We start from the raw sequence: 22,374 nt of genomic DNA, 5'->3' as shown, positions 1-22,374 counted from the left end.
CACCTCCGTTCCACAGGTTCAGGACGTTTATTTTTGGTTCATGCTGGTGTATTTGGTGTAGTTGTCTTTGGTGATCAGCTGGAACGGGATATCGACGATCTTTTGCACTTTCTCACCTTTGACGAGCTTAACCGCCGTTTGAACGGCACCTTCACCCTGTCCTTTTGCGTCCTGGAACACGCTGGCGACCATTTTGCCGTTCTTAATCATCTGCAGCGCATCGGGCGTACCATCGACACCGGCGACCAGAATATGTTTATCGTTTTTACCCAGCGCCTGAATGGCACCGATGGCCATTTCGTCGTTGTTTGACGCGATGGCGTTGATATCGTCTCCGGCGGTCATCCAGTTACTCACGACGTCCACCGCATCGTTACGGCTAAATTTCGCCGTTTGCTTTTGTACCACTTTAATATTCGGGTATTTCGCCACGACCGCTTCCACCCCTTTGGTGCGCTCGCGGGTGGATTCGTTCGCCAAATCACCCAGCAAAATAGCCACGTTACCTTTTCCGTTCATGGCTTTTGCCAGCGCTTCCATCTGCAGACGGCCCGCCAGTTCGGAGTCAGAACCCACAAACGCCATCTTGTCACCCAACTGCGCCTGGGGTTTGCGGTTGACGAACACCAGCGCCACACCCGCCTTAGATGCCTGATCGATAATCGGTTTCACCGCGTCGGTGTCCACCGGGTTAACAATAATGGCGTCGACGCCCTGACCAATAAAGTTTTGTACCTGCTGAAGTTGCTGCGCGACATCGCCTTTGGCATCTTCAATCTGGCCTTTTACGTCATCCTTTTTCATCTCATTTTGTATAGCGTTACGCACAATGGTCAGGAAGTTATCGTCAAACATCGCCATCGAAACCCCCACGGAAATATCTTTCGCCATCGCAGCGGCGGGCAACATGCAGGCTAACAGTGAAGCAACAATCGTTTTTTTGATGTTCATAGGGACCCTTCTTATTTGTTAACTTGCTAGCGACTGACCTGTTGAATGAAAAATATTTTTTACATTCATACCGCCTCGCTGGCGTTTTTAATGGAAAATTTGAGGTAAGACGACTACGTTGACGCTTTTCTGACACCCCCACCACTTTTCTTATCTTCATGATTTCAATAAACATGCGTTGAAGGCGACACGGACACATCTCAGAACATTCCATTTTGTCGCCGCAAACAGTTTATTTATTCCATAAATTACGTTTTTGAAATTTTTATCATAAAAGCACTGAAACAAGTGTTTTGATATCGTCAAATAACAAAAATTTGACATGCGTCTAACATCTACCTGGAAATGGGTTTAAAGTGAGATCCTGTTAGCAGTTTGAAAAGCAAGCGAATGCGTCAGTTCTTCGCCAATGCGCTGCTTTTACACGCACTTGAACGCAAACCGTTAAAGAGTGCTTTGACATCCCGTACTGACGCCGCTACTATTCGCCCCGTTCCAACAATTCCTCTGTAGTTCAGTCGGTAGAACGGCGGACTGTTAATCCGTATGTCACTGGTTCGAGTCCAGTCAGAGGAGCCAGATTGAGAAAAGCCCGCTCAGGGAAACCTGAGCGGGCTTTTTGTTTGGTGCGCTTTTGTGAACGCTTGCAGGACATATGTCCCGTTCGACCGCCCTAACGCGGGAGTGAGGCGTCGATGCAGAGTGAGGACGGCCAGCAAGAAGGAGAATAAGCCCTGTCACCGGCGCTGTATCTGTCTATCCGCTGCGGTGAACGGCGCTTTACCCCTGTTCAGGCTGCGTCACCGTTGCGCACTGCACAGCAAACGTGCTCGCGCTGAGCGTGCGCCAGACGGCGATGCGGATCGTCATTAAAATTCAACGATGATATTGTTCTTTGGAATGCTACAGCACGACAGAATGTAGCCCTCTTCCACATCCTCATCGGTGATGCCGCCGTTGTGGTTCATTTCGACGTCGCCGTCCAGGCATTTCACCTTACAGGTGCCGCAGATGCCCATGCCGCACGCTTTTGGAATATGCAGTCCCAGTTTGGCCGCGGCGGCGTGCACGGTTTCGCCGGGGGCGATTCTGACGCTCTTGTCGCTTTGGGTGAATGCCACGCTAAGCAGTTCTGAACTGCACAGCGCGTCGGCCATTTCAGCGGCCTCTTCGGCCTCCTGTTCGACCTGCTCCTGCACGACCTCTGGTGTAGCACCAAACGACTCTTCGTGATAGCGCGTCATGTCATAATCGACTTCCTGTAACAACGTTTTAATCGCACGCATGTACGGCGTCGGGCCACAGCAGAAAATCTCGCGGTCCTTGAAATCCGCAGCAATCATTTGCAGCATCGCCAAATTGAGGAAACCGCTGAAGCCGGACCAGCACTGGCCCGATTCGTACCGCTCACAGATGATGCTCAGTCTGAAATTGGGGATGCGCGCCGTCATGTTTTCCAGATCGCGTCGGAAAATAATGTCTTCCGGCGTTCGTGCGCTGTGCACAAACACCATGTCCACATCCGCATTGGTATCAAAATACCAGCGCGCCATCGACATCATGGGCGTAATGCCCACGCCGCCAGAGAGGTACAGCACCTTGTTGCTGGGATAGTCGATGCAGTTGAACTGCCCTACCGGACCATGTACTGCCAGATTCATGCCCTCGCGCAGTGTGGCATGTAACCAGTTCGAGACCACGCCGCCCGGCACCTGTTTTACCGAAATGGAGAAGCTGTAAGGCACGGAGGGCGAACTGGAGATGGTATAGGAGCGGAAAACCGTTTCATTCTCGATCAGCAGTTCCAGCGTGACAAACTGCCCCGGTTTGAAAAAGAACATTACCGGCTGCTCTGCCATAAAGCAGAAGGTTTTCACGTCATGGGTTTCCTGTATCACCTTCACGCAGCGCACCGCATGGCGGCCATTGGTCCAGGTTTGTGTTGTGACAGGCTCAAAAGCATTGGTATTCAGTACGGTGATATTTCGGTCTGACATACGTTTCATTCCCATCAGAAGTGGAGAGTTCAATTGCCTGTCTGACTGGCGACATCGCAACAGGCTTTTGAGCCGGTAAGCCTGATTTTCCGTTTAACCCTGTTTCAGCATTTAGTTATTCGCGACACGGAAATGCTTAAAAAAACCGTCCCGCTAAGAAATTTCGCGCGCACGTCTTTAACAGAGAGGATGGATGTCGCTGGCAGAACATTGGCGTGCGCGTAACCCGTGCAGCATGGACGTCACCCTTAGCCGTTACGCGTGTATCAACGTCTGGCCTGACGGAAAATTTGGGTGGTTGGCATCCTGTTACGCCTGGAAAGGCGCAAAACACTCTCCTTAACCGCGCGGGAAGATCACTATGAGCCATAACGATCTGCTGAATATCACCTGTACAAGCCTTGTCGATGCGAACGACCGCATACGCGATTTGCTCGAAAAGCGTCAGCCCAACTACTCGCTGCCGCAGGCGCTTTATAACGACCCGACTCTGTTTCGCATTGATATGGAGGCGATTTTTCAGAAAGAGTGGCTGTTTGCCGGAATGAGCAGTGAAATCCCGAAAAAAGGGGACTACTTCACCCTTGAGGTGGGTCAGAACCCGGTGCTGGTCTTGCGGGACGCGGAAGGTAACATTAACGCCTTTCATAATACCTGCCGTCATCGCGGCTCCCGACTCTGCTCAAAAGAGCGCGGCAAAGTGGCGAATCTGGTGTGTCCCTATCATCAGTGGACCTACGACCTGAAAGGCAATCTGTTATTTGCCGGCTCGGAAATGAATCAGGCATTTGATATGAAGCAGCACGGGCTGAAAAAGGCGCACTGCAAAACCGCCGGCGGCTTTATTTTTGTCTGTCTGGCTGATGCGCCGCCACAGTCTGACTTTGATGCCTTTCTGGCCACCCTGGACGAATACATGGCGCCCTATGACGTGGAAAACACCAAACTGGCGGCAGAATCTCACATGTACGAAAAAGCGAACTGGAAACTGGTGCTGGAGAATAATCGCGAGTGCTATCACTGCGCCGGAAGTCATCCTGAACTGCTGAACAGCCTGCTGGAGTGGGACGATACCAACGATCCGCGCGCGCCGCAGAGCTTCCACGATTACTACAATAAACAGGCCGCACGCTGGGACGAACAGGGAATTCCCCATCGCCACCAGAGCTTTGGCCTGCGTAACCGCATCGTGCGGATGCCGCTGAAAGAGGGCACGAAGGCGATGACCATAGATGGTCGCGAAGGCTGCACCAGACTCATGGGGCGCTTTTTGAGTCACGATCAGGGTTCCATGCGCATCCTGCACCTGCCGAACTCCTGGAACCACATGCAGAGCGATCACTTTATTGTGTTCCGCGTGTTGCCCCTCTCGGCGCAGGAAACGATGGTCACCACCAAATGGTTTGTGCATAAAGACGCGGTGGCGGGTGAAGATTTTGATCCCGAGAAACTGCGTGCCGTCTGGGATGCGACCAATGAGCAGGATCGCGTTCTGGGGGAAGAAAACCAGCGTGGGATTAACTCTGTCGGCTATCAACCGGGCCCTTATTCGGAAACCTATGAGTTCGGCGTGATTAACTTTATCGACTGGTACAGCGAAACCATCCTCAAAAACGTGAAAGGCTGATGATATTCCTGCCTGGCGAGGATCAAGCCAGGCAGGATCAGCGTTGCCCTAGCGAATCACTCCCTCCTCCAGCAGCAGATCAAAGACCGCCTGCGCCATTTCCTCTACCGGTTTATTTTGCAAAACCTTTCCGCCGTCGCTCTGTGATTTGGCGGTTGCCGCTTTAAAGCGGTCAGCAGCCGTTTTGGCTTTGATCTTTTTGAGACGCTTCGGCCGTTTGACCGCCGGGGCAATCTGCCATTCCGCTCTTGCCGCATCCCGCACCTCAATGCCCGGCTGCGCCATAATCGTCGCCCGGCTTGCCGGACCAAAGGCGACCTGACGCGGTGCGCAGGCGGCCATGTCGACGCTGGCGATAAACGGCAGCGCAATGCGTAGCAACCGGCGCTGTCCCCGCGGCAGTGCCTGTAATACTTCGGCATCGGTGCCGTTCAGGCTGACGATTTCCGCCACGCCGACCACCACCGGCATCGCCAGCGCTTCCGCCAGCAGAAAAGGCAGCATACCGGACGACTCACCCCGCTCCGACCGGCCGCCGGTCAGGATCACGTCCGGCTGATCCTGACTAAGGTAATGGCTCAATACCGCCACCGCGTCGCCCTGTTCGTCCATGGCGAGCACGCGCAGCGCCTCCACGCCCATCCCGGCATAGCTGCGCAGCGCCGCATCATGCGGATCGCCCGCATGCAGGACTTCCAGGGTGTCCTGCGCCAGCGTCAGCCCAAGCTCTACCGCGCGGGCGTCCTGTTCTGCCCGACGGGCGCGTCCGGATTCCGGATGCCTGCCCACCGACACCAGCGCGGTGATACGGCAACCGCTGTGTTGCACATTATGCTGCATGATGTAACTCCTCTTTGCGCCAGTCACGCACCCGCCGTGCCAGCGCTGCCAGAACCTCATCACTGTCGGCAATCACGCTGAGCGAGGCGCGGCTGACCATATCACAGCCGGGGTCGGTATTAATGGCAATCACCCGGTCACACTGCGCAATGCCCTGTAAATGCTGTACCGCGCCGGAGATGCCCACCGCCACATAAACCCGTGCCGTGACCCAGGTGCCGGTGGCCCCTACCTGACGGAAACGCGGCATATGACCGCTGTCCACCACGACACGGCTTGCGCCTTCGGTGGCCCCGAGAAGCGCGGCCGTGGCATGAAACTGTTCCCAGTTGCCGATGCCATTACCTGCCGACAGAATGAATTCCGCTTCGCCCAGCGGCACCGCAGCCGGATCGACCGGTATCAGGCCGCAGTCCTCAATACGTTTTGTCCGGATACTCAATGGCCCGATGCTGACCGGCAAGACCTCATGCCGGGTGTCGTCGATCGGTTCGGCGCACTCCTCCGCCAGCAACATCACGCGCGCAAGCGGTCGGGTAATGTCCGCGCTGCCGCCTGCGGCACGGCTGGTGCAGGTTTCCCCGGTTACGCGCCAGACCTGGGTTGCGGGCCGTTCGCCCGTGCGGGCGGCAAACCGGCAGCCAAGTTCGAAGCCGCCCGCGACGCTGTCCGGGAACAGCCAGAAACGCGGTGCCCACTCTTTTTCAACCGCCATCAGTGCATGAATGCGCTGCTCCGGGCGGTAGCCGGTGTAGTGCTCGCCGCTGAGATGCAGCAGGCGATCCACACCGGCCGTCGCAAAGTCCCCTTCACGATGCTCGCCAAACACCACGGCCATCACCACGCCAGCGCCACCAGCATGCTGGATCAGCTGATGAGCCTGGCCCAGAATATCGCGATCGTGGCGGGTAAGGCGTCCGCCGGACATGTCGAGCACCACGGCCACGCAGTAATCGGGCTGCTCCACACGATACAGCGGCCGTTCGACCGGATGATCAGCCCCGGCCAGACGCCGGCTGGCGAGCTGCACGCAGGCATTACCGTTCTCGCGGTCAATGCGCCTGAGGCCAGTCGGGCCGGTAAAGCCCACGACGTGTGGGTTTTTGCGCAGCAACCCTGACGGGCCGCGGCTCTCCGGCGGCTGACACCGCTCCGCATGGTCGGGATGCAGGCGGTTGCGGCTGATCCACTCAAGGCGCGGATCGCGACGTATGATCGTTTCCATCAGATAACCTCCACAGCAATTTGGCGGTCGCGGATTTTCGCGGGCAGCGGTTTTTTGGGTTCGCTCAGCGCCTCAGCCACCAGTTCGGCGATGTCTTTTACCGCCGGACGTGGCCCGACAACGCCTTCCAGCATCGCGGTACACTGCTGGCAACCGACAGCGATGAGTTCCGCCCCGGTCTCTCTGGCATCCTCCATGCGCATATCGGCGATACGGCGTTCACCAGGAATATCCGTCACCGGCGCACCGCCTCCGCCACCGCAGCAGCGGGAACGAAAGCCGGATCGGGTCATTTCAGACAGCGTGATCCCCAGCTCCGCCAGCACTTCGCGCGGAGCGGCATATTCACCGTTATAGCGGCCGAGATAACAGGGATCGTGCCAGGTCACCTTGCCGCCCTTGTAATCCTTCAGGTCCAGGAGCTGTGCCTTAACCAGTTCGTTGATGAATGTCGTGTGGTGCAGCACCTCGTAGTCGGGCTGCGTGCCAGCCGGATAGTGTTCAGGATATTCATTCTTCAGACAGTGAAAGGCATGCGGATCGGTGGTGACGATGCGGTTAAAACGATACTGTTGCAGCGTCGCAATGTTGCTTTTCGCCAGGTGCTGGAATGTAGCGTCATCGCCCAGCCGCCGCGCCACATCGCCGCTGTCCCGTTCTTCATCGCCCAGCACCGCAAAACGCACATTGGCGGCCTTAAGAATATTGACGAAGGCGCGCAGGATACGCTGACTGCGCATATCAAACGCGCCGTCCGATACCCAGAACAGCACGTCGGTCTGTTTCACGTCGCGCATCAGCGGCAGGTTCTGGTCAGCCGCCCAGTGCGTACGGCTGCGCGGATTAAAGCCGTTCGGGTTGTCAGTGAGACTGAGGTTTTCCAGCACTGCCGCGCCCTTGCCTGGTGTTTGCCCCTTTTCCAGCGTCATAAAACGGCGCATATCGACAATGGCATCAACGTGCTCGATCATCATCGGGCACTCCTCAACGCAGGCGCGGCAGGTCGTGCAGGACCATAACGTCTCTTCTTTAATCAGCCCCCCGACGATCGGTTGATGCGGCTGGCCGCAGGCCTCACCGACGGGTACACCGGGATAAGGGCTGCCCGCAAAACGGGCATCGTTGCCGCCTGCCATGCCGATCACCATGTCCTGAATCAGCTTTTTTGGGTTTAGCGGCTGACCCGCCGCAAATGCCGGGCACATTGCTTCGCACTTACCGCACTGGACGCAGGCGTCAAATCCGAGCAGTTGATTCCATTTAAAATCCGCCGGTTTTTCGACGCCCAGCGTCGGCGCATTGAGATCGACGCTTTTGAGTCCGGTTGAACGTCCGCCGCCAAAGCGTTCCGGCCGGCGATGAAAAGCCAGATGCAGTGCGCCCGCAAAGGCATGTTTCATCGGTCCGCCCCAGGCCATGCCAAACACCATCTCACCCAGTCCCCAGATGATGCCCGCCAGCAGAAGCAGCGCCAGCGCCCAGCGTCCGGCCTCGCCAAACCGATCCGAGATCGGCAATGTGGTGATAAAGAAGGTGAACGCAAACACCAGCAGACTTTTCGGCAGCCGCATCCAGGGGCCACGCGAAAGCCGGGCGGGCGGATTGCGGCGGCGATACCAGACAAACAGCGCGCCTGTAAACATGACAACCAGCGCGGCCGCCAGTACGCCATTGACCAGTACGCTGCTGATGCGAAAGAGGTGAACCGCCAGAATCAGTAACATTGACAGGACAAAGCCACCTGCGGTCGCCACATGGGTGCGCGACATGTATTTATCGCGTGCCACGACATGATGCAGATCGACCAGATAGCGCCGTGGCATGGCCAGCAAACCGCTCAGCAGGGCCACCTTTTCAGGCTGCCCGCGCCGCCAGAGCAGCATGCGCCTGACCATACCGATGAGGGCGAGTATCACTGCGCCAAGCAGTAACCAGGGAAGTAACCGATCGAGTACCATGATGTGCCCTTACCAGACAATTTCTGCGATGTGCAGCGCGCGGGCTGCACGTCAACGACGGCGAATTACAGGTCCTTACACAGACGCAGTGCATCGTAAATCGCGGCGTGGGCATTGCGTTGCGACACGCAGTCGCCCAGGCGCCAGAGGATCATGCCGCTGCCCGGCTGCGACAACACCGGCTGCGGTTTGATGTCAAACAGCGCCTCTACATCAATCTGCCCGTTGTTGCGCGATTCGGCTTTCAGCGCGTAGTACAGCGCCTCATCAGGACGCGTGCCGTTCTCGACCACGATCTGATCGACCACCCGCTCCTCTTTCTGGCCGGTATACTCATTTTCCAGCACCGCCACCAGCTTCTCGCCTTCGCGATACACTTTCTCCAGCGCCAGATCAGCGGTCATCACGACCGCTTTTTCATACAGGCTGCGATAGTAGGTTGGGAACGTCGTGCCGCCGATGCCAATGCCGGGTTTGATGTCGCCAGTGACCAGTTCGACTAACGCGCCGCGTGCCGCCAGGAAGTCGGCGGCGGACATGCCAGAGAATTCACAGATGGCGTCGTACACCAGTACGTTTTTGCCCGGCTCCACCACGCCGTTGAGAATGTCCCAGCTGGAGACCACCCTTCCGTCGGCTGCGCCCCATTCCGGATTTTGTTCAAGGAAAGGTTGTCCACCCGTAGCGAGGATGCAGACATCCGGATTCAGGTCCCGGATCATCGCCGTATCCGCTGTTGTATCAGTCATAACGTTAACGTTAAGGCGCGCCAGCTCCATCGCTAGCCAGCGCGTAATCCCCGCCATCTGGTCGCGCTGCGGCGCTTTGGCGGCAATGGTGATCTGCCCGCCCAGTTCACTGGCGCGCTCGATCAGCGTCACCTTATGACCGCGCTCGGCTGCCACGCGTGCGGCTTCCAGTCCGCCAGGCCCGCCGCCGATGACCACGACGTTGCGCACAGGGCCGTCGGTTTTGGTAATGATATGCGGCAGCCCCATGTACTCGCGCGAGGTGGCCGCGTTCTGAATACACAGCACATCCAGCCCCATATACTGACGGTCGATACAGTAGTTCGCCCCGACGCACTGACGAATCTGGTCTACCTGATTCATTTTGATTTTGGCGATAAGGTGCGGATCGGCGATGTGGGCGCGCGTCATGCCGACAAAGTCCACATAGCCCGCGGCGAGAATGCGCTGTGCCTGATTGGGATCTTTAATATTCTGCGCATGGATCACCGGCACCGAGACCACTTCTTTAATGCCTGCCGCCAGGTGCAGGAACGGCTCGGGCGGATAACTCATGTTGGGGATCACGTTAGCCAGCGTGTTGTGGGTGTCACAGCCGGAACCGACCACACCGAAATAATCGACCAGGCCGATTTTATCGTAGTACGCGGCAATCTGGCGCATGTCCTCATGGCTGAGGCCGTCCGGATGGAACTCATCGCCGGTGATGCGCATGCCCACCACAAAGTCCGGCCCCACCGCGTCACGCACGGCAGTCAGGACTTCAAGGCCAAAACGCATCCGTTTTTCAAAGCTGCCACCCCATTCATCCGTGCGCTTATTGACGCGCGGCGACCAGAACTGGTCGATCATATGCTGATGCACGGCCGATAACTCGACACCATCCAGGCCGCCCGCTTTCGCCCGCACCGCCGCTTTGGCGAAATCGCCAATGACGCGCCAGATCTCCTCTTCCTCGATCGTTTTACAGGTGGCGCGGTGCACCGGTTCACGAATACCGGACGGCGACATCAGATTCGGCCAGTTTTCCCCATCCCAGCGTGAACGGCGACCCATATGGCTAATCTGAATCATGATTTTGCTGCCGTGCTGATGCACGGCATCGGCCAGATTCTGAAAGTGCGGAATGATACGATCAGTGCTCAGGTTGACCGAGCTCCACCAGCTCTGCGGACTGTCGATGGACACGACGCTTGAGCCGCCGCAGATACAGAGGCCACATCCTCCCTTCGCTTTCTCTTCATAGTATTTCACGTAGCGATCGGTGGTCATTCCGCCATCCGTGGCGTACACCTCGGCATGGGCCGTGCTGACAATGCGGTTGCGGATAGTCAGTTTATTTATCTTCAATGGCTCAAACAGCAGATCAAACTGTGACATAGCTTCACCTTCACGTAATTCTGATAGCCCGCCGCCAGCCAGCGGTTCCTTCAGGTCATGCGTCTTACGCAGCAGGCTGCGGCGCGTGCGTGTTTAGCGCGGCGAAACGGTGAAGATACCGTAATCACAGCCCTCTTCCGCCGCACTCTGCGTCTGCACCGCCTGCGTTCTTACGCTGTAGCCCAGGCTTTCGGCGATCTGGTCCATGGCACCGGCAAACCAGCCGGTAAACATGTAGTCCACCTTACGGTTCACTTTGCCGTACTGATACACAAACGCGGAGTGATCGAGCCGGATGCGCGCGGTCCCCTGCTTCAGGTCCAGCGACTCGGTGGTAAAAAAGCCCCAGCCGCGCTGAGAAAGGCGTTTCATGTAGTGTTCAAACACCGCCTCACCCGAAAAACCGTGCAGTTCGGCCTCTTTCTGACACCAGTGCCAGGCGGATTTATAGCCCGCTTTGTAGAGGATCGCGGCATAGCGTTCTGCACCAATTTCCTCTTCGATGCCCATATGGTTATTCACAAAAAAGTGGCGCGGTACGTACAACATCGGTAACGCATCGGTGGTCCAGACGCCGGTTTCATCATCGACGCTGATAGGCATTTCAGGCGCATGTGCCATGGTTTAACCTCACGTGTTCACAGGAATGGGTAACGGATTTACTCGTTCCAGACATTGGCCAGCAGATTGAGCCAGTTTTCGCCCATAAATTTACGCACCTGCTTTTCGGTGAAGCCGTGACGTAACAAGGCGGCGGTTAAATTCGGGAATTCGCCCAAAGTACGAATGCCCTCCGGGTTGATGATCTTGCCGAAGTCCGTTAACTGGCGGGCGTAGCCTTTGTCGTGAGTCAGCCATTCGAAAAATGCCTGGCCATGTCCCTGGGTGAAATCGGTGCCAATGCCGATTTGGTCTTCCCCGACCCGGTTAAAGATGTAGTCGATGGCTTCGACATAATCCTCGATGGTGGAGTGAATACCGTTCTTTAAAAACGGGGTAAACATGGTGACGCCAACAAAGCCGCCGTGATCGGCAATAAACTTCAACTCTTCATCCGATTTATTGCGCGGGTGATCTTTCAGACCTGACGGCAGGCAGTGTGAGTAGCACACCGGTTTTTTCGAGGCGAGGATCACCTCTTTCGAGGTTTGCGCGCCGACGTGCGACAGGTCGCACAGCATGCCGACGCGGTTCATTTCCGCCACGACTTCATGGCCGTAGCCCGAGAGGCCGCCGTCACGCTCATAGCAGCCGGTACCGACCAAGTTCTGCGTGTTATAGGCCATCTGCACCACACCGACACCCAGTTCTTTAAACACCTGGATATAGCCAAGCTGGTCTTCAAACGCATGGGCGTTCTGGAAGCCCAGCAGAATCCCGGTTTTGCCTTCGTCCTTAGCGCGGCGGATATCGCGCGTCGTGGTGACTTTGGTGACCAGATCGGCGTTTTGCGCAATCAGGTGATTCATCTCGACGATGTTATTCACCGTGCTCTGGAAGCCCTCCCACACGGATACCGTGCAGTTGGCCGCGGTGAGTCCGCCGCGGCGCATATCTTCAAACAGCGCTCTGTCCCACTTCGCAATGACCAACCCATCAATGACAATCGCAGAATCATGCAATTCAGTCGCGTTCATATCTTCCTCTCTGGTTTACGTCATAACCGGATGCGGCCTGATGAAAACAGAATAGGGTTTACGCGCGGGCAGAATTGTTCTGAAAACGTCACTTGCCTGACCGCTGGCGCAGTTCAGGGCACAGAAAAACGGCAATATGTTGCGGGACCCGAAGCAAAAAACAGCCCCGAAAGGCTGTTTTTTGCTGACGCAGTGGGGTAAGACAGGCGTCAGAGATTGCCCGGCAGCGTGACGGAGCCAAAGGTGGGTTCAAACCGCGCTTCGTTCAGAATACGCAGGGAGGTGGAGACGGTGCTTTCCTGCTGCCAGTTAGTCAGCCCGGGCAGGTCGGCCATAAAAAACTGCGTCAGCGTTTTGCCGCTTCCCTGGCTGTGAACGCCGCGCCGCTCTTCACGCGGCGGCACGCCAAGGTGTTCGCGATAGCATTTACTGAAGTGCGGCGTGGAAACAAAACCGCAGGCCAGCGCAATTTCAATAATCGACATGGAGGTTTGTTTTAATAACTGACGGGCGCGGAACAGACGCAGCTTTAAGTAGTAACGTGAGGGCGAACAGTGCAGATATTTCTGGAACAGCCGTTCCAGCTGTCGCCGGGACAGGCCCACGTATCCGGCCAGTTCATCCAGATCGATGGCCTCTTCGATATTGGCCTCCATCAGGGAAACGGCTTCGACCAGGCTGGGCTGGGCGGTGCCGAGTACATGGCGCAGGGGAATACGCTGGTAGTCGGACTCGTTGCGGACCCGGTCGCAGATAAACATCTCTGAAATGGCGGCGGTGAGCTGATGGCCAAAATGCCGTTGAATCATCGTCAGCATCATATCCATCGGTACAGTACCGCCACTGCTGGTCATGCGATCCTGCTCAATCACAAACAGCTGATTGGTGCAGATCACGCGGGGATAGGCTTCCTGCATGGAGGCTATGCATTCCCAGTGGGCGCTGCAGTGATAGCCATCCAGCAGCCCCGCTTCCGCCAGCAGGTACGGGCCGGTACAGATGCCACCAATCAGGATCTTACGGCGCGCCAGACTTTGCAGCCAGCCAATCTGTCGACTGGAATAGCTGCGGGTAATGTTGACACCGCCGACCACAATCATGACATCCAGTGCCGGCACGTTCGCCATCGAATGGTCGGGTGTAATGGCAATCCCGTCACTGGCGACAACGGGCGCGCCCTCTTCACTGACGGTATACCAGCTGTACAGCTCCTTGCCGCTCAGCTGGTTCGCCATGCGTAAGGGTTCAACGGCGGTTGCCAGCGCGATCATGGTGAAGTTATTCACCAGCAAAAAGCCTACGCTGCGCGTTTTATTTTCAGTAGAGGAACGTTTATGAATTGCGTCTGTATCGAACATGTGCGCTGACCTCTATTAGGCTTAACAGGAACATCACCCAGGGGTATTTCACCCAACTGCTTTCCAACACCTATAGAGTAAGCAACAGCCATGCCATTCGTCACCAGGTCGCAAGACGCAAAAATGACACATAGTTAACATAAGCGAAACAAATGTTTGTTCAGCTTCACAGATTTGATCATTGCTGCCCTCTCAACGCAGGCAGGCTTCATAACGGTGCACTCGCTGAACCGTTTTAGTCATATGACGGTTTTATTGCACTGTTTTGTGACGTGTTTTTCTGGCTGTTTTTTATTCGAACCCATAAGCACAAGTAACCAAAAACCAACACATCGTTAACATTCAATCGCGTTGACCGCCAGCCCGCCGCGCGAGGTTTCCTTGTATTTATCCTGCATATCCCGTCCGGTGTCGCGCATGGTGCGAATCACTTTATCCAGCGAAATAAAGTGCTGACCGTCGCCGCGCAGCGCCATCTGTGCCGCGTTTATCGCTTTCATTGCCGCAATGGCATTGCGTTCGATGCACGGCACCTGCACCAGCCCGCCAACCGGATCGCAGGTCAGACCGAGATTATGCTCCAGCGCAATCTCGGCGGCGTTTTCGACCTGCTCGGGTGTGCCACCCAGCACCTCGGTCAGGCCGGCTGCTGCCATAGCACAGGCGGACCCCACCTCACCCTGGCAGCCGACTTCGGCCCCCGAAATGGAAGCATTTTTCTTGCACAGTGCGCCGATCGCCGCCGCCGCGAGCAGAAAATCGACCACATCGTCTTCGCGCGCCTGGGGTTCAAACTTCATGTAGTACATCAGTACCGCCGGGATAATACCTGCCGCCCCGTTCGTGGGCGCGGTAACCATACGCCCGCCTGCCGCATTCTCCTCATTGACCGCCAGCGCATAGAGGTTGATCCAGTCCATCGCCGACAGGGTTGAACTGATCACATTTTCCGCTGAGGCGCGGCACAGCGATCGGTAGAGCATGGGCGCTCGTCGGCGCACGTTAAGCCCTCCCGGCAGGATGCCTTCATTTTCCAGACCATTGGCAATGCACTGCTGCATCACCTGCCAGATCTGCGCCAGACCGGTCCGAATCCCGGCCTCCGTGCGCCAGACTTTTTCATTCTCCAGCATCAGTGCACTGATGCGTAACTGCCGGTCCGCACAGTGTGCCAGCAAAGCGGCGCCGCTGTTAAAGTCGTAGGGCAGCGTGCACTGTGGCACCCGATGTGCCGACGCCAGCGCCTCATCCTCATCCAGCACAAATCCGCCCCCAATGGAGTAATACACGGTCGAACGGCTTTGCCCGTTGCGGTAAAACGCGCTCAGACGCATCGCGTTCGGATGGTAAGCGAGCACATCATCGACAAACAGCAGGTCCTCATGGCTGTCGAACGCAATGTTTTCTCCCCAGGGCAGCGTGAGGGAGCCGGTTTCATCAATCGCCTGTATCGTGCTGTTGATCGTAGCGGGATCGACGGTATCGGGTGAGGCGCCCATCAGCCCCATCAGTACCGCTTTATCCGTACTGTGCCCGCGCCCGGTGGCGCTGAGCGAACCAAACAGTTCGACTTTGATGCGGTAAATCATCCCACGATCCTCACGGTGACCGAGCGGTTCGACAAAGCGTTGTGCCGCGCGCATAGGGCCAACGGTATGTGAACTGGAGGGACCAATTCCGACTTTGAACAGATCGAAGACACTGATACTCATGTTGCGCTCCCGGGCTTATGCCTGCCGTTGAGTGAATGACAGCCGCATTATCTGCGCGGATGAAAAACAAGAGATGCCGGATAACGACGTATTTGGCGATGAATTCGCCATGTTTTGCCCTTTCTGCCGTTCCTCACCGTTCAATGTGTCCGCCTTGCGTGGGTATGTCGCAAATTGACATCGCCGGGGCGCTACCAAACATTCCGGCATCGGTGACGCTGGTTATTATCCCTCCCACATTCACTCTACCGCTGCCCTGAACGGTTCAGGCCCAAAGCAGGCGCTGCGTGGTTATCCGGGCAAGGAGAAAAGCATGTTTGCGAAGCGCGACGATATTCAAAGCTTTGACAGTGAACTGTGGCAGGCCATTGAACAGGAAGCGGTGCGTCAGGAAGAGCATATTGAGCTTATCGCCTCCGAGAATTACACCAGCCCGCGCGTGATGCAGGCTCAGGGTACGGTACTGACCAATAAATATGCAGAAGGCTATCCGGGGAAGCGCTACTACGGCGGCTGTGAATATGTCGACGTAGTCGAAAAACTGGCAACAGAACGTGCCTGTGCGCTGTTTGGTGCCGATTACGCTAACGTGCAGCCCCATTCGGGCTCGCAGGCGAATGCGGCGGTCTATATGGCGTTGTGCCAGCCGGGCGACACCATTCTGGGCATGAGCCTGGCGCACGGCGGTCATCTGACGCACGGCGCCCATGTCAGCTTCTCCGGCAAAATTTACCGTGCCGTGCAGTACGGCCTGAATGAAGCCAGCGGCGAAATTGATTATGAACAGGTCGAAGCGCTGGCGCTGGAACATCGGCCGAAAATGATCGTCGCCGGTTTCTCGGCCTACTCACGCGTCGTGGACTGGGCGCGCTTCCGCGCCATTGCCGATAAGGTCGGTGCCTGGCTGTTTGTCGACATGGCGCATGTGGCGGGCCTGGTCGCGGCGGGCCTTTATCCCACTCCACTGCCCTATGCCGATGTGGTCACTACCACCACGCATAAAACCCTGCGCGGTCCGCGCGGCGGCCTGATTCTGGCAAAAACCAACCCCGAGCTGGAGAAAAAGCTCAACGCTGCCGTGTTTCCGGGCGGCCAGGGCGGTCCGTTGATGCATGTGATCGCCGCCAAAGCCGTCGCCTTTAAAGAGGCCATGCAGCCTGACTATACCGACTACCAGCGTCGCGTGGTCAACAATGCCCGCGCGATGGCCGACGTGTTTATGACGCGTGGCTACGATGTGGTCTCAGGCGGCACCGACAACCACCTGTTTTTACTCAGCCTGATTAAACAGGGGCTGACCGGTAAAGCGGCCGATGCGGCGCTGGGACGCGCCAACATTACCGTCAACAAAAATGCCGTTCCCGGCGATCCACAATCCCCGTTTGTGACCTCCGGTCTGCGCATTGGCGCGCCGGTTGTTACCACGCGCGGCTTCAGCGAAGCGCACTGTCGCATGCTGGCCGGCTGGATTGCCGACATCCTGGATGTGATGAACAACGCCGACATGCTGGAGACGAAGATTGCTCAGGTGAAGCAGCAGGTGCTGTCCCTGTGCGCGGACTTCCCGGTTTACCGTTAGGCCAGGCGGCCACCGGCTTCGGTCGGCGGCGCGGTTTTATCGTCTGTCAATTCGCCCACGCGCGAGAGTTACTGGAGTAGAAATGATGCAACGCTATTCAGGATTTGGCCTGCTCAGGCACAGTCTGAGCTATCACGAGAACTGGCAGAAAGTCTGGCGCAACCCCACCCCGCAGAAACGCTACGACGTTATTATCATCGGCGGCGGGGGGCACGGTCTGGCTACCGCCTACTATCTGGCGAAAGAGCACGGCATCACCAACGTGGCGGTGCTGGAAAAAGGCCATCTTGGCGGCGGCAACATCTGCCGTAACACAACGATTGTCCGCTCCAACTACCTGTGGGATGAATCCGCAGCGCTGTATGAGCACGCCATGAAATTATGGGAAGGCCTGTCACAAGAGCTGAACTACAACCAGATGTTCTCTCAGCGTGGGGTTTATCACACCTGCCATACGTTGCAGGACCTGCGCACCAATGAACGACTGGCGAATGCCAATCGCCTGCAGGGCATCGACAACGAGATGGTTTACGGCGACCAGTTACAGAAAGAGATCCCCGCACTGGACTGCAGCAAAGATGCGCGCTATCCGGTACTGGGCGCGTCGGTGCAGCGGCGCGGGGGCAATGCCCGTCACGATGCGGTGGCCTGGGGTTATGCCCGTGCGGCGGACAGCCTGGGCGTCGATCTGATTCAGAACTGCGAGGTCATTGATATGGAAATCAGTGACGGCAAAATCACCGGCGTCAAAACCCGCCACCACGGCGTAATTAAAGCGGATCGTGTGGGGTGCGTCACCGCCGGTAACTCTGGCGTGATGGCCAAAATGGCCGGCTTTGAGTTGCCGGTTGAATCCCATCCGCTTCAGGCGATGGTCTCCGAGCCGATCAAGCCCTTCCTGGATACCGTCGTCATGTCCAACCATGTGCATGGCTATATGAGTCAGTCAGATAAAGGTGATCTGGTCATCGGCGCAGGTATTGATGGCTGGGTCGGCTATGGTCAGCGCGGCTCCTACAGCGTCATCGAACACACCATTCAGGCGATTGTTGAGCTGTTTCCGTGCACCAGCCGTGTCCGCATGAACCGTCAGTGGGGCGGCATTGTCGACACCTGCCCGGATGCCAGCCCGATTCTCTCGTCCACCCCGGTGCGCAACCTGTTCTTTAACTGCGGCTGGGGCACCGGTGGCTTTAAGGCTACGCCTGGCTCCGGCAACCTTTTTGCCCATCAGTTAGCGCACGGCACGCCGCACCCGATTGCCGAACCCTTCGCCCTGTCCCGGTTTTATACTGGTGCGCTGGTCGATGAACATGGCGCCGCAGGCGTAGCCCACTAAGGAGTGACAACATGCTGCACATTTACTGTCCTCACTGTGGTGAGTATCGCGAAGAAGAAGAGTTTCATCCCCGTGGCCAGGCGCATATCGCGCGGCCTGCTAACCCGGATCAGTGCAGTGATGAAGCGTGGGGAACCTTTCTCTATTTCCGTAAAAACCCGCGCGGATTACATCACGAACTTTGGGTGCACAGCGCGGGATGCCGCAAATTCTTTAATCTGGTACGTGATACCCAGACTTATGAGATCAAACAGGTTTACACACTCAACGAACAGCCTGAATCCCGTGAACACGCGTAAGGAGCGGAGCGCATGAGCCAGAAGAATCGCCTGCCGTCCGGCGGCAGAATTAACCGTTCCAGTACGCTGACTTTTACGTGGAATGGCAAGCCGTATCAGGGCTATGAAGGCGATACCGTCGCCTCCGCCCTGCTCGCCAACGGCATTGATATTGTCGGTCGCAGTTTTAAATACAGCCGTCCACGCGGCATTGTCGCCGCCGGCGCTGAAGAGCCGAACGCAGTGCTACAGCTTGGCGCGACAGAAGCCACGCAGGTGCCAAACGTGCGCGCTACCCAGCAGGCCCTTTATGACGGCCTGGTCTGTTCGGCCACCAACGGCTGGCCGTCTGTCGAATCCGACCTGATGAGTCTGGTAGGCAACCTTGGCGGCAAAGTGATGCCGCCGGGGTTTTACTACAAAACCTTTATGTATCCGCAATCGATGTGGCCGACCTATGAGAAATTCATCCGCAAAGCCGCCGGTCTGGGTCGCGCGCCACGCGAGAAAGATCCCGATATCTATGACGCCATGAACCAGCATTGCGATCTCATGGTTGTGGGCGGCGGGCCTGCGGGCCTGATGGCGGCACTCGCCGCCGGTCGCAGCGGCGCCCGCGTCATCCTGGCGGATGAGCAGGATGAATTCGGTGGCCATCTGCTTGCCAGCCGGGAACAGATTGACGGCAAACCGGCGATGGAATGGGTCAACAAGGTGGTGGCGGAACTGGCGACGATGCCGGAGGTGACGCTGCTGACGCGCGCCACGGTGAATGGCTATCACGACCATAACTTTCTTACCGTTAACGAGAACCGAACCGACTACAAAGGCGATCGCGCTGCGGCGGCACAGGTTCGCCAGCGTATGCACCGCGTCCGGGCACACTGGGTCGTGCTGGCCACCGGTGCCCAGGAGCGACCGCTGGTGTTTAGCCATAACGATGTACCGGGCTGCATGATCCCTTCTGCCATCTCCACCTACATCAACCGCTATGGCGTGGTGCCCGGGCACCAACTGGTGCTGATGACCACCAATGACAGCGCTTACCGAACCGCGCTCGACTGGGCTGATGCGGGACGCGAGGTGGTCGCCGTGGTAGATACCCGAACCGTGACCAAAGGTGAACTGGCCGCCGCTGTTCGTGGCCGCGGTATTCGAATCATCACCGGCAGTGCCGTTATTGAAGTAAAGGGCAAAAAGCGCGTCAGCGGCGTCACGATTGCCGCCCTGGATAAAAAAGGTGAGGCGATCGCCGGCAAGCCCTTTTCCCTCACCTGCGACACCGTAGCCAGCTCTGGGGGCTGGAGCCCGGTCATTCATCTGGCGGGCCATACCGGCAGCCGTCCGGTCTGGAACACGGACGTGACGGGTTTCCTGCCCGGGCCGACACATCAGAAGCAGTTGACGGCAGGCGGCATCAACGGGCGCTATGCGCTTGATAACGTGCTGCAGGAAGGCATCAATGCCGGACAGGACGCTGCGCTGAAGCTGGGCCTGACGCCGGTCGAGGTCGCCCTGCCCGACGTGAAAAAGTGGCTGGAATATCCGCCCGCCGCCCTGTTCCATATTCCGCACATCAAACCGATCAGCCGCGCACCCAAGCAGTTTGTGGATTTGCAGAATGACGTTACGGCCGCCGGTATCGCTCTGGCAACGCGGGAAGGGTTTGAAGCGATTGAGCACATTAAACGCTATACGGCAATGGGGTTTGGTACCGATCAGGGAAAGCTGGGCAATATCAACGGCATGGCGATTGCCGCCAAAGTGATGGGCAAGAGCATCCCCGAGACCGGGACCACGGTATTTCGTCCGAACTATACGCCGATCGCCTTTGGCGCTATCGCGGGGCGTAACTGTGGTGAACTGTTTGAACCCAAACGCTTCACCGCCATGCACCCGTGGCATGTCAGGCAAGGTGCGATGTTCGAGGATGTCGGCCAGTGGAAGCGCCCCTGGTACTACCCGCGTGCCGGCGAAACGATGCAACAGACGCTGGATCGCGAATGTCGTGCGGTGCGCAATGGCGTGGGTATTCTGGATGCGTCCACGCTGGGCAAAATTGATATTCAGGGCAAAGATGCCCGTGAGTTTATCAGCCGTGTTTATACCAACGCCTGGGCCAAACTGGGCGTCGGCAAATGCCGTTACGGTCTGATGTGCGGCGAAAGCGGCATGGTGTTCGACGATGGCGTGACGTCATGCCTGGCGGAAAACCACTTCCTGATGACCACCACCACCGGCGGCGCGGCACACGTCATGGAATGGCTGGAGCTGTACCATCAGACCGAATGGCCGGAGCTGGAAGTGTTCTTTACCAGCGTGACCGATCACTGGGCCACGATGACCGTATCCGGCCCCGACAGCCGCAATTTACTGGCTGAACTGTGCAGCGACGTCTCGCTGGACAAAGAGACCTTTAAGTTTATGGACTGGCAGGAAGGCAAGATAGCGGGCGTACCGGCACGACTCTTCCGTATCTCCTTTACCGGTGAGCTGTCGTTTGAGATCAACGTACAGGCCAATTACGGCCTGTACGTCTGGGAGAAACTCTTTGCGCACGGCGCAAAATACGATCTGACGCCTTACGGCACCGAAACCATGCATATCCTGCGCGCCGAGAAGGGATTCATCATTGCCGGTCAGGACACCGACGGCTCGGTGACGCCGCACGATCTCAATATGAGCTGGTGCGTCGCGGACACAAAACCGTTCAGCTATATCGGCAAACGCGGCATGGCGCGGGCTGACTGCGTACGTGACCAGCGCAAACAGCTGGTCGGGCTGAAAACACGCGATCCTATGATCGTCTTGCCGGAAGGCGCGCAGGCGGTGGCCGATCCTGCTCAGCCTGTCCCGATGGATATCCTGGGCCACATCAGCTCCAGCTACTGGAGCGCTAACCTGAATCGCAGCATCGCCATGGGCTTTATCAAAGGCGGGCTGTCTCGCATGGGCGAAACCGTATTCTACCCGCTGGCCGATGGCCGGGTGGTCGAAGCGGAAATCTGCAGCACGATCTTTATCGATCCGAAAGGAGAACGTCAACATGTCTGAAACCCTCTTACCTGAAACCAAACCGGCAAAGACTGTCAGACAGGTGGCGGTCATGGATCAGTGTGCGCCTGCGCAGGTACGCGCCGAATCCCCTTTGCATCACGTCGGGCTGGACAAGCTGGCGGCCAGCCATGCGCAGCCCGGTGGCGTTCAGCTGCGCGAACAGGCGCTGCTGGGCCATCTGGTGCTGCGCGGTTCACAGCAGAACCGGAGTTTTATGCGGGGTTGCCTGACGGTGCTGGGTGTAGCGCTGCCCACCGTCCCCCTTACCTCCTGTGAAGAGGGCGACATTTCTGTGCGCTGGCTGAGTCCCGACGAATGGCTGGTGGTTCTGCCAATGGATCAGCTGTTTCCGGTGGAAAAAGCGTTGCGCGCAGAGATTGACGGTCACTACTCCGTGGTCAACGTCAGCGGCGGACAGACGATACTGACGCTCTCCGGCAAACATGCCATTGATGTGCTGAAGAAAAGCACGGTGTTGGATCTTCATCCCCGTGCGTTCCCGGTGGGCAAAGTCGCAGGTTCGGTATTTGCTAAAAGCAGCGCACTGATCCGCCGGACCGGCGAAGACCGCTGGGAACTGGTCGTCCGTCGTAGCTTCGCCGACTACATCTGGCTGTGGTTACAGGATGCCAGTCGTGAATATGGCCTGACCATTACGAAGTAATGCCCTGTTGTGCCGGCCGGACG

General features: G+C 57.4%; 16 protein-coding genes and 1 tRNA gene. 7 read left to right on the top strand and 10 right to left on the bottom strand.

All coding sequences use genetic code 11. The features are described from left to right. Positions 1 to 27: 27 nt before the first annotated feature. The gene (locus RAC60_RS08920; RefSeq protein ID WP_033740368.1) at positions 28 to 951 is read right to left on the bottom strand and encodes a sugar ABC transporter substrate-binding protein; all 924 of its coding nucleotides are present in this window, start codon (positions 949 to 951) and stop codon (positions 28 to 30) included. Positions 952 to 1,454: 503 nt separating this feature from the next. On the opposite strand from RAC60_RS08920, the gene RAC60_RS08915 reads away from it, so the two are divergent. Continuing rightward, positions 1,455 to 1,530 (top strand) — tRNA-Asn (locus RAC60_RS08915). A 290-nt stretch (positions 1,531 to 1,820) separates the two neighbouring features. Here RAC60_RS08915 and RAC60_RS08910 read toward each other — a convergent pair. Beyond that, complete coding sequence (locus RAC60_RS08910; protein WP_375093381.1) at positions 1,821 to 2,948, bottom strand: 2Fe-2S iron-sulfur cluster-binding protein; 1,128 nt, start codon at positions 2,946 to 2,948, stop codon at positions 1,821 to 1,823. A gap of 361 nt (positions 2,949 to 3,309) precedes the next feature. On the opposite strand from RAC60_RS08910, the gene RAC60_RS08905 reads away from it, so the two are divergent. Beyond that, positions 3,310 to 4,575 carry an aromatic ring-hydroxylating dioxygenase subunit alpha gene (locus tag RAC60_RS08905; RefSeq protein WP_054633523.1) on the top strand — a complete coding sequence of 422 codons (1,266 nt, stop codon included), beginning with the start codon at positions 3,310 to 3,312 and terminating at the stop codon, positions 4,573 to 4,575. Between the two features lie 48 nt (positions 4,576 to 4,623). Here the strand turns inward: RAC60_RS08905 and RAC60_RS08900 are convergent, their stop codons facing one another. The 8 genes from RAC60_RS08900 to RAC60_RS08865 form a co-directional block, all read right to left on the bottom strand. Then, positions 4,624 to 5,415, bottom strand: a complete 792-nt coding sequence (locus RAC60_RS08900) for an electron transfer flavoprotein subunit beta (RefSeq protein WP_033740372.1) — start codon at positions 5,413 to 5,415, stop codon at positions 4,624 to 4,626. Next, positions 5,405 to 6,640 (bottom strand): electron transfer flavoprotein subunit alpha/FixB family protein, encoded by a 1,236-nt coding sequence (locus RAC60_RS08895; protein ID WP_324030400.1) that lies wholly within the window; start codon positions 6,638 to 6,640, stop codon positions 5,405 to 5,407. Before RAC60_RS08895 ends, RAC60_RS08900 begins: the two co-directional genes overlap by 11 nt. Further along, positions 6,640 to 8,598: a (Fe-S)-binding protein gene (locus RAC60_RS08890; RefSeq protein ID WP_324030399.1), complete on the bottom strand. Its 1,959-nt coding sequence runs from the start codon at positions 8,596 to 8,598 to the stop codon at positions 6,640 to 6,642. The genes RAC60_RS08895 and RAC60_RS08890 overlap by 1 nt, the downstream gene beginning before the upstream one ends. A 65-nt stretch (positions 8,599 to 8,663) precedes the next feature. Continuing rightward, a complete protein-coding gene (dgcA, locus tag RAC60_RS08885; RefSeq protein ID WP_375093379.1) occupies positions 8,664 to 10,727 on the bottom strand; it encodes a dimethylglycine demethylation protein DgcA in 2,064 nt (687 codons plus the stop codon). A 93-nt stretch (positions 10,728 to 10,820) separates the two neighbouring features. Next, complete coding sequence (locus tag RAC60_RS08880; protein WP_033740376.1) at positions 10,821 to 11,348, bottom strand: DUF5943 domain-containing protein; 528 nt, start codon at positions 11,346 to 11,348, stop codon at positions 10,821 to 10,823. 38 nt (positions 11,349 to 11,386) lie between these two features. Next, a complete protein-coding gene (locus RAC60_RS08875; RefSeq protein WP_033740378.1) occupies positions 11,387 to 12,364 on the bottom strand; it encodes a dipeptidase in 978 nt (325 codons plus the stop codon). 209 nt (positions 12,365 to 12,573) lie between these two features. Beyond that, positions 12,574 to 13,722 carry a GlxA family transcriptional regulator gene (locus tag RAC60_RS08870; RefSeq protein WP_324030395.1) on the bottom strand — a complete coding sequence of 383 codons (1,149 nt, stop codon included), beginning with the start codon at positions 13,720 to 13,722 and terminating at the stop codon, positions 12,574 to 12,576. A 335-nt stretch (positions 13,723 to 14,057) separates the two neighbouring features. Then, positions 14,058 to 15,434: an L-serine ammonia-lyase gene (locus tag RAC60_RS08865; protein ID WP_054633517.1), complete on the bottom strand. Its 1,377-nt coding sequence runs from the start codon at positions 15,432 to 15,434 to the stop codon at positions 14,058 to 14,060. A 313-nt stretch (positions 15,435 to 15,747) separates the two neighbouring features. Between RAC60_RS08865 and glyA the strand changes: the two genes are divergently transcribed. From glyA to RAC60_RS08840, 5 genes are all read left to right on the top strand, one after another. Then, a complete protein-coding gene (gene glyA / locus RAC60_RS08860) occupies positions 15,748 to 17,013 on the top strand; it encodes a serine hydroxymethyltransferase (protein WP_324030393.1) in 1,266 nt (421 codons plus the stop codon). 85 nt (positions 17,014 to 17,098) lie between these two features. Then, positions 17,099 to 18,352 (top strand): sarcosine oxidase subunit beta family protein, encoded by a 1,254-nt coding sequence (locus RAC60_RS08855; protein ID WP_375093465.1) that lies wholly within the window; start codon positions 17,099 to 17,101, stop codon positions 18,350 to 18,352. 11 nt (positions 18,353 to 18,363) lie between these two features. Then, positions 18,364 to 18,651, top strand: coding sequence for a sarcosine oxidase subunit delta (locus tag RAC60_RS08850; protein ID WP_033740381.1), 288 nt, complete (start codon positions 18,364 to 18,366; stop codon positions 18,649 to 18,651). 12 nt (positions 18,652 to 18,663) lie between these two features. Then, positions 18,664 to 21,684, top strand: coding sequence for a sarcosine oxidase subunit alpha family protein (locus RAC60_RS08845; RefSeq protein WP_324030391.1), 3,021 nt, complete (start codon positions 18,664 to 18,666; stop codon positions 21,682 to 21,684). Continuing rightward, positions 21,677 to 22,351, top strand: a complete 675-nt coding sequence (locus tag RAC60_RS08840; RefSeq protein WP_033740383.1) for a sarcosine oxidase subunit gamma — start codon at positions 21,677 to 21,679, stop codon at positions 22,349 to 22,351. Before RAC60_RS08845 ends, RAC60_RS08840 begins: the two co-directional genes overlap by 8 nt. The last annotated feature ends 23 nt before the right edge of the window (positions 22,352 to 22,374 follow it).

Origin of the sequence: Pantoea sp. BR_17 (assembly GCF_041955125.1) — a bacterium.
Lineage (GTDB): Bacteria > Pseudomonadota > Gammaproteobacteria > Enterobacterales > Enterobacteriaceae > Pantoea > Pantoea stewartii.
This window is presented reverse-complemented; position numbering and strand designations above follow the sequence as displayed.

Excerpts from the sequence above, each read along its gene's own strand:
- RAC60_RS08920 (WP_033740368.1), bottom strand. The coding sequence starts at position 951 with ATGAACATCAAAAAAACGATTGTTGCTTCACTGTTAGCCTGCATGTTG.
- RAC60_RS08910 (WP_375093381.1), bottom strand. The coding sequence starts at position 2,948 with ATGTCAGACCGAAATATCACCGTACTGAATACCAATGCTTTTGAGCCT.
- RAC60_RS08905 (WP_054633523.1), top strand. The coding sequence starts at position 3,310 with ATGAGCCATAACGATCTGCTGAATATCACCTGTACAAGCCTTGTCGAT.
- RAC60_RS08900 (WP_033740372.1), bottom strand. The coding sequence starts at position 5,415 with ATGCAGCATAATGTGCAACACAGCGGTTGCCGTATCACCGCGCTGGTG.
- RAC60_RS08895 (WP_324030400.1), bottom strand. The coding sequence starts at position 6,640 with ATGGAAACGATCATACGTCGCGATCCGCGCCTTGAGTGGATCAGCCGC.
- RAC60_RS08890 (WP_324030399.1), bottom strand. The coding sequence starts at position 8,598 with ATGGTACTCGATCGGTTACTTCCCTGGTTACTGCTTGGCGCAGTGATA.
- dgcA (WP_375093379.1), bottom strand. The coding sequence starts at position 10,727 with ATGTCACAGTTTGATCTGCTGTTTGAGCCATTGAAGATAAATAAACTG.
- RAC60_RS08880 (WP_033740376.1), bottom strand. The coding sequence starts at position 11,348 with ATGGCACATGCGCCTGAAATGCCTATCAGCGTCGATGATGAAACCGGC.
- RAC60_RS08875 (WP_033740378.1), bottom strand. The coding sequence starts at position 12,364 with ATGAACGCGACTGAATTGCATGATTCTGCGATTGTCATTGATGGGTTG.
- RAC60_RS08870 (WP_324030395.1), bottom strand. The coding sequence starts at position 13,722 with ATGTTCGATACAGACGCAATTCATAAACGTTCCTCTACTGAAAATAAA.
- RAC60_RS08865 (WP_054633517.1), bottom strand. The coding sequence starts at position 15,434 with ATGAGTATCAGTGTCTTCGATCTGTTCAAAGTCGGAATTGGTCCCTCC.
- glyA (WP_324030393.1), top strand. The coding sequence starts at position 15,748 with ATGTTTGCGAAGCGCGACGATATTCAAAGCTTTGACAGTGAACTGTGG.
- RAC60_RS08855 (WP_375093465.1), top strand. The coding sequence starts at position 17,099 with ATGCAACGCTATTCAGGATTTGGCCTGCTCAGGCACAGTCTGAGCTAT.
- RAC60_RS08850 (WP_033740381.1), top strand. The coding sequence starts at position 18,364 with ATGCTGCACATTTACTGTCCTCACTGTGGTGAGTATCGCGAAGAAGAA.
- RAC60_RS08845 (WP_324030391.1), top strand. The coding sequence starts at position 18,664 with ATGAGCCAGAAGAATCGCCTGCCGTCCGGCGGCAGAATTAACCGTTCC.
- RAC60_RS08840 (WP_033740383.1), top strand. The coding sequence starts at position 21,677 with ATGTCTGAAACCCTCTTACCTGAAACCAAACCGGCAAAGACTGTCAGA.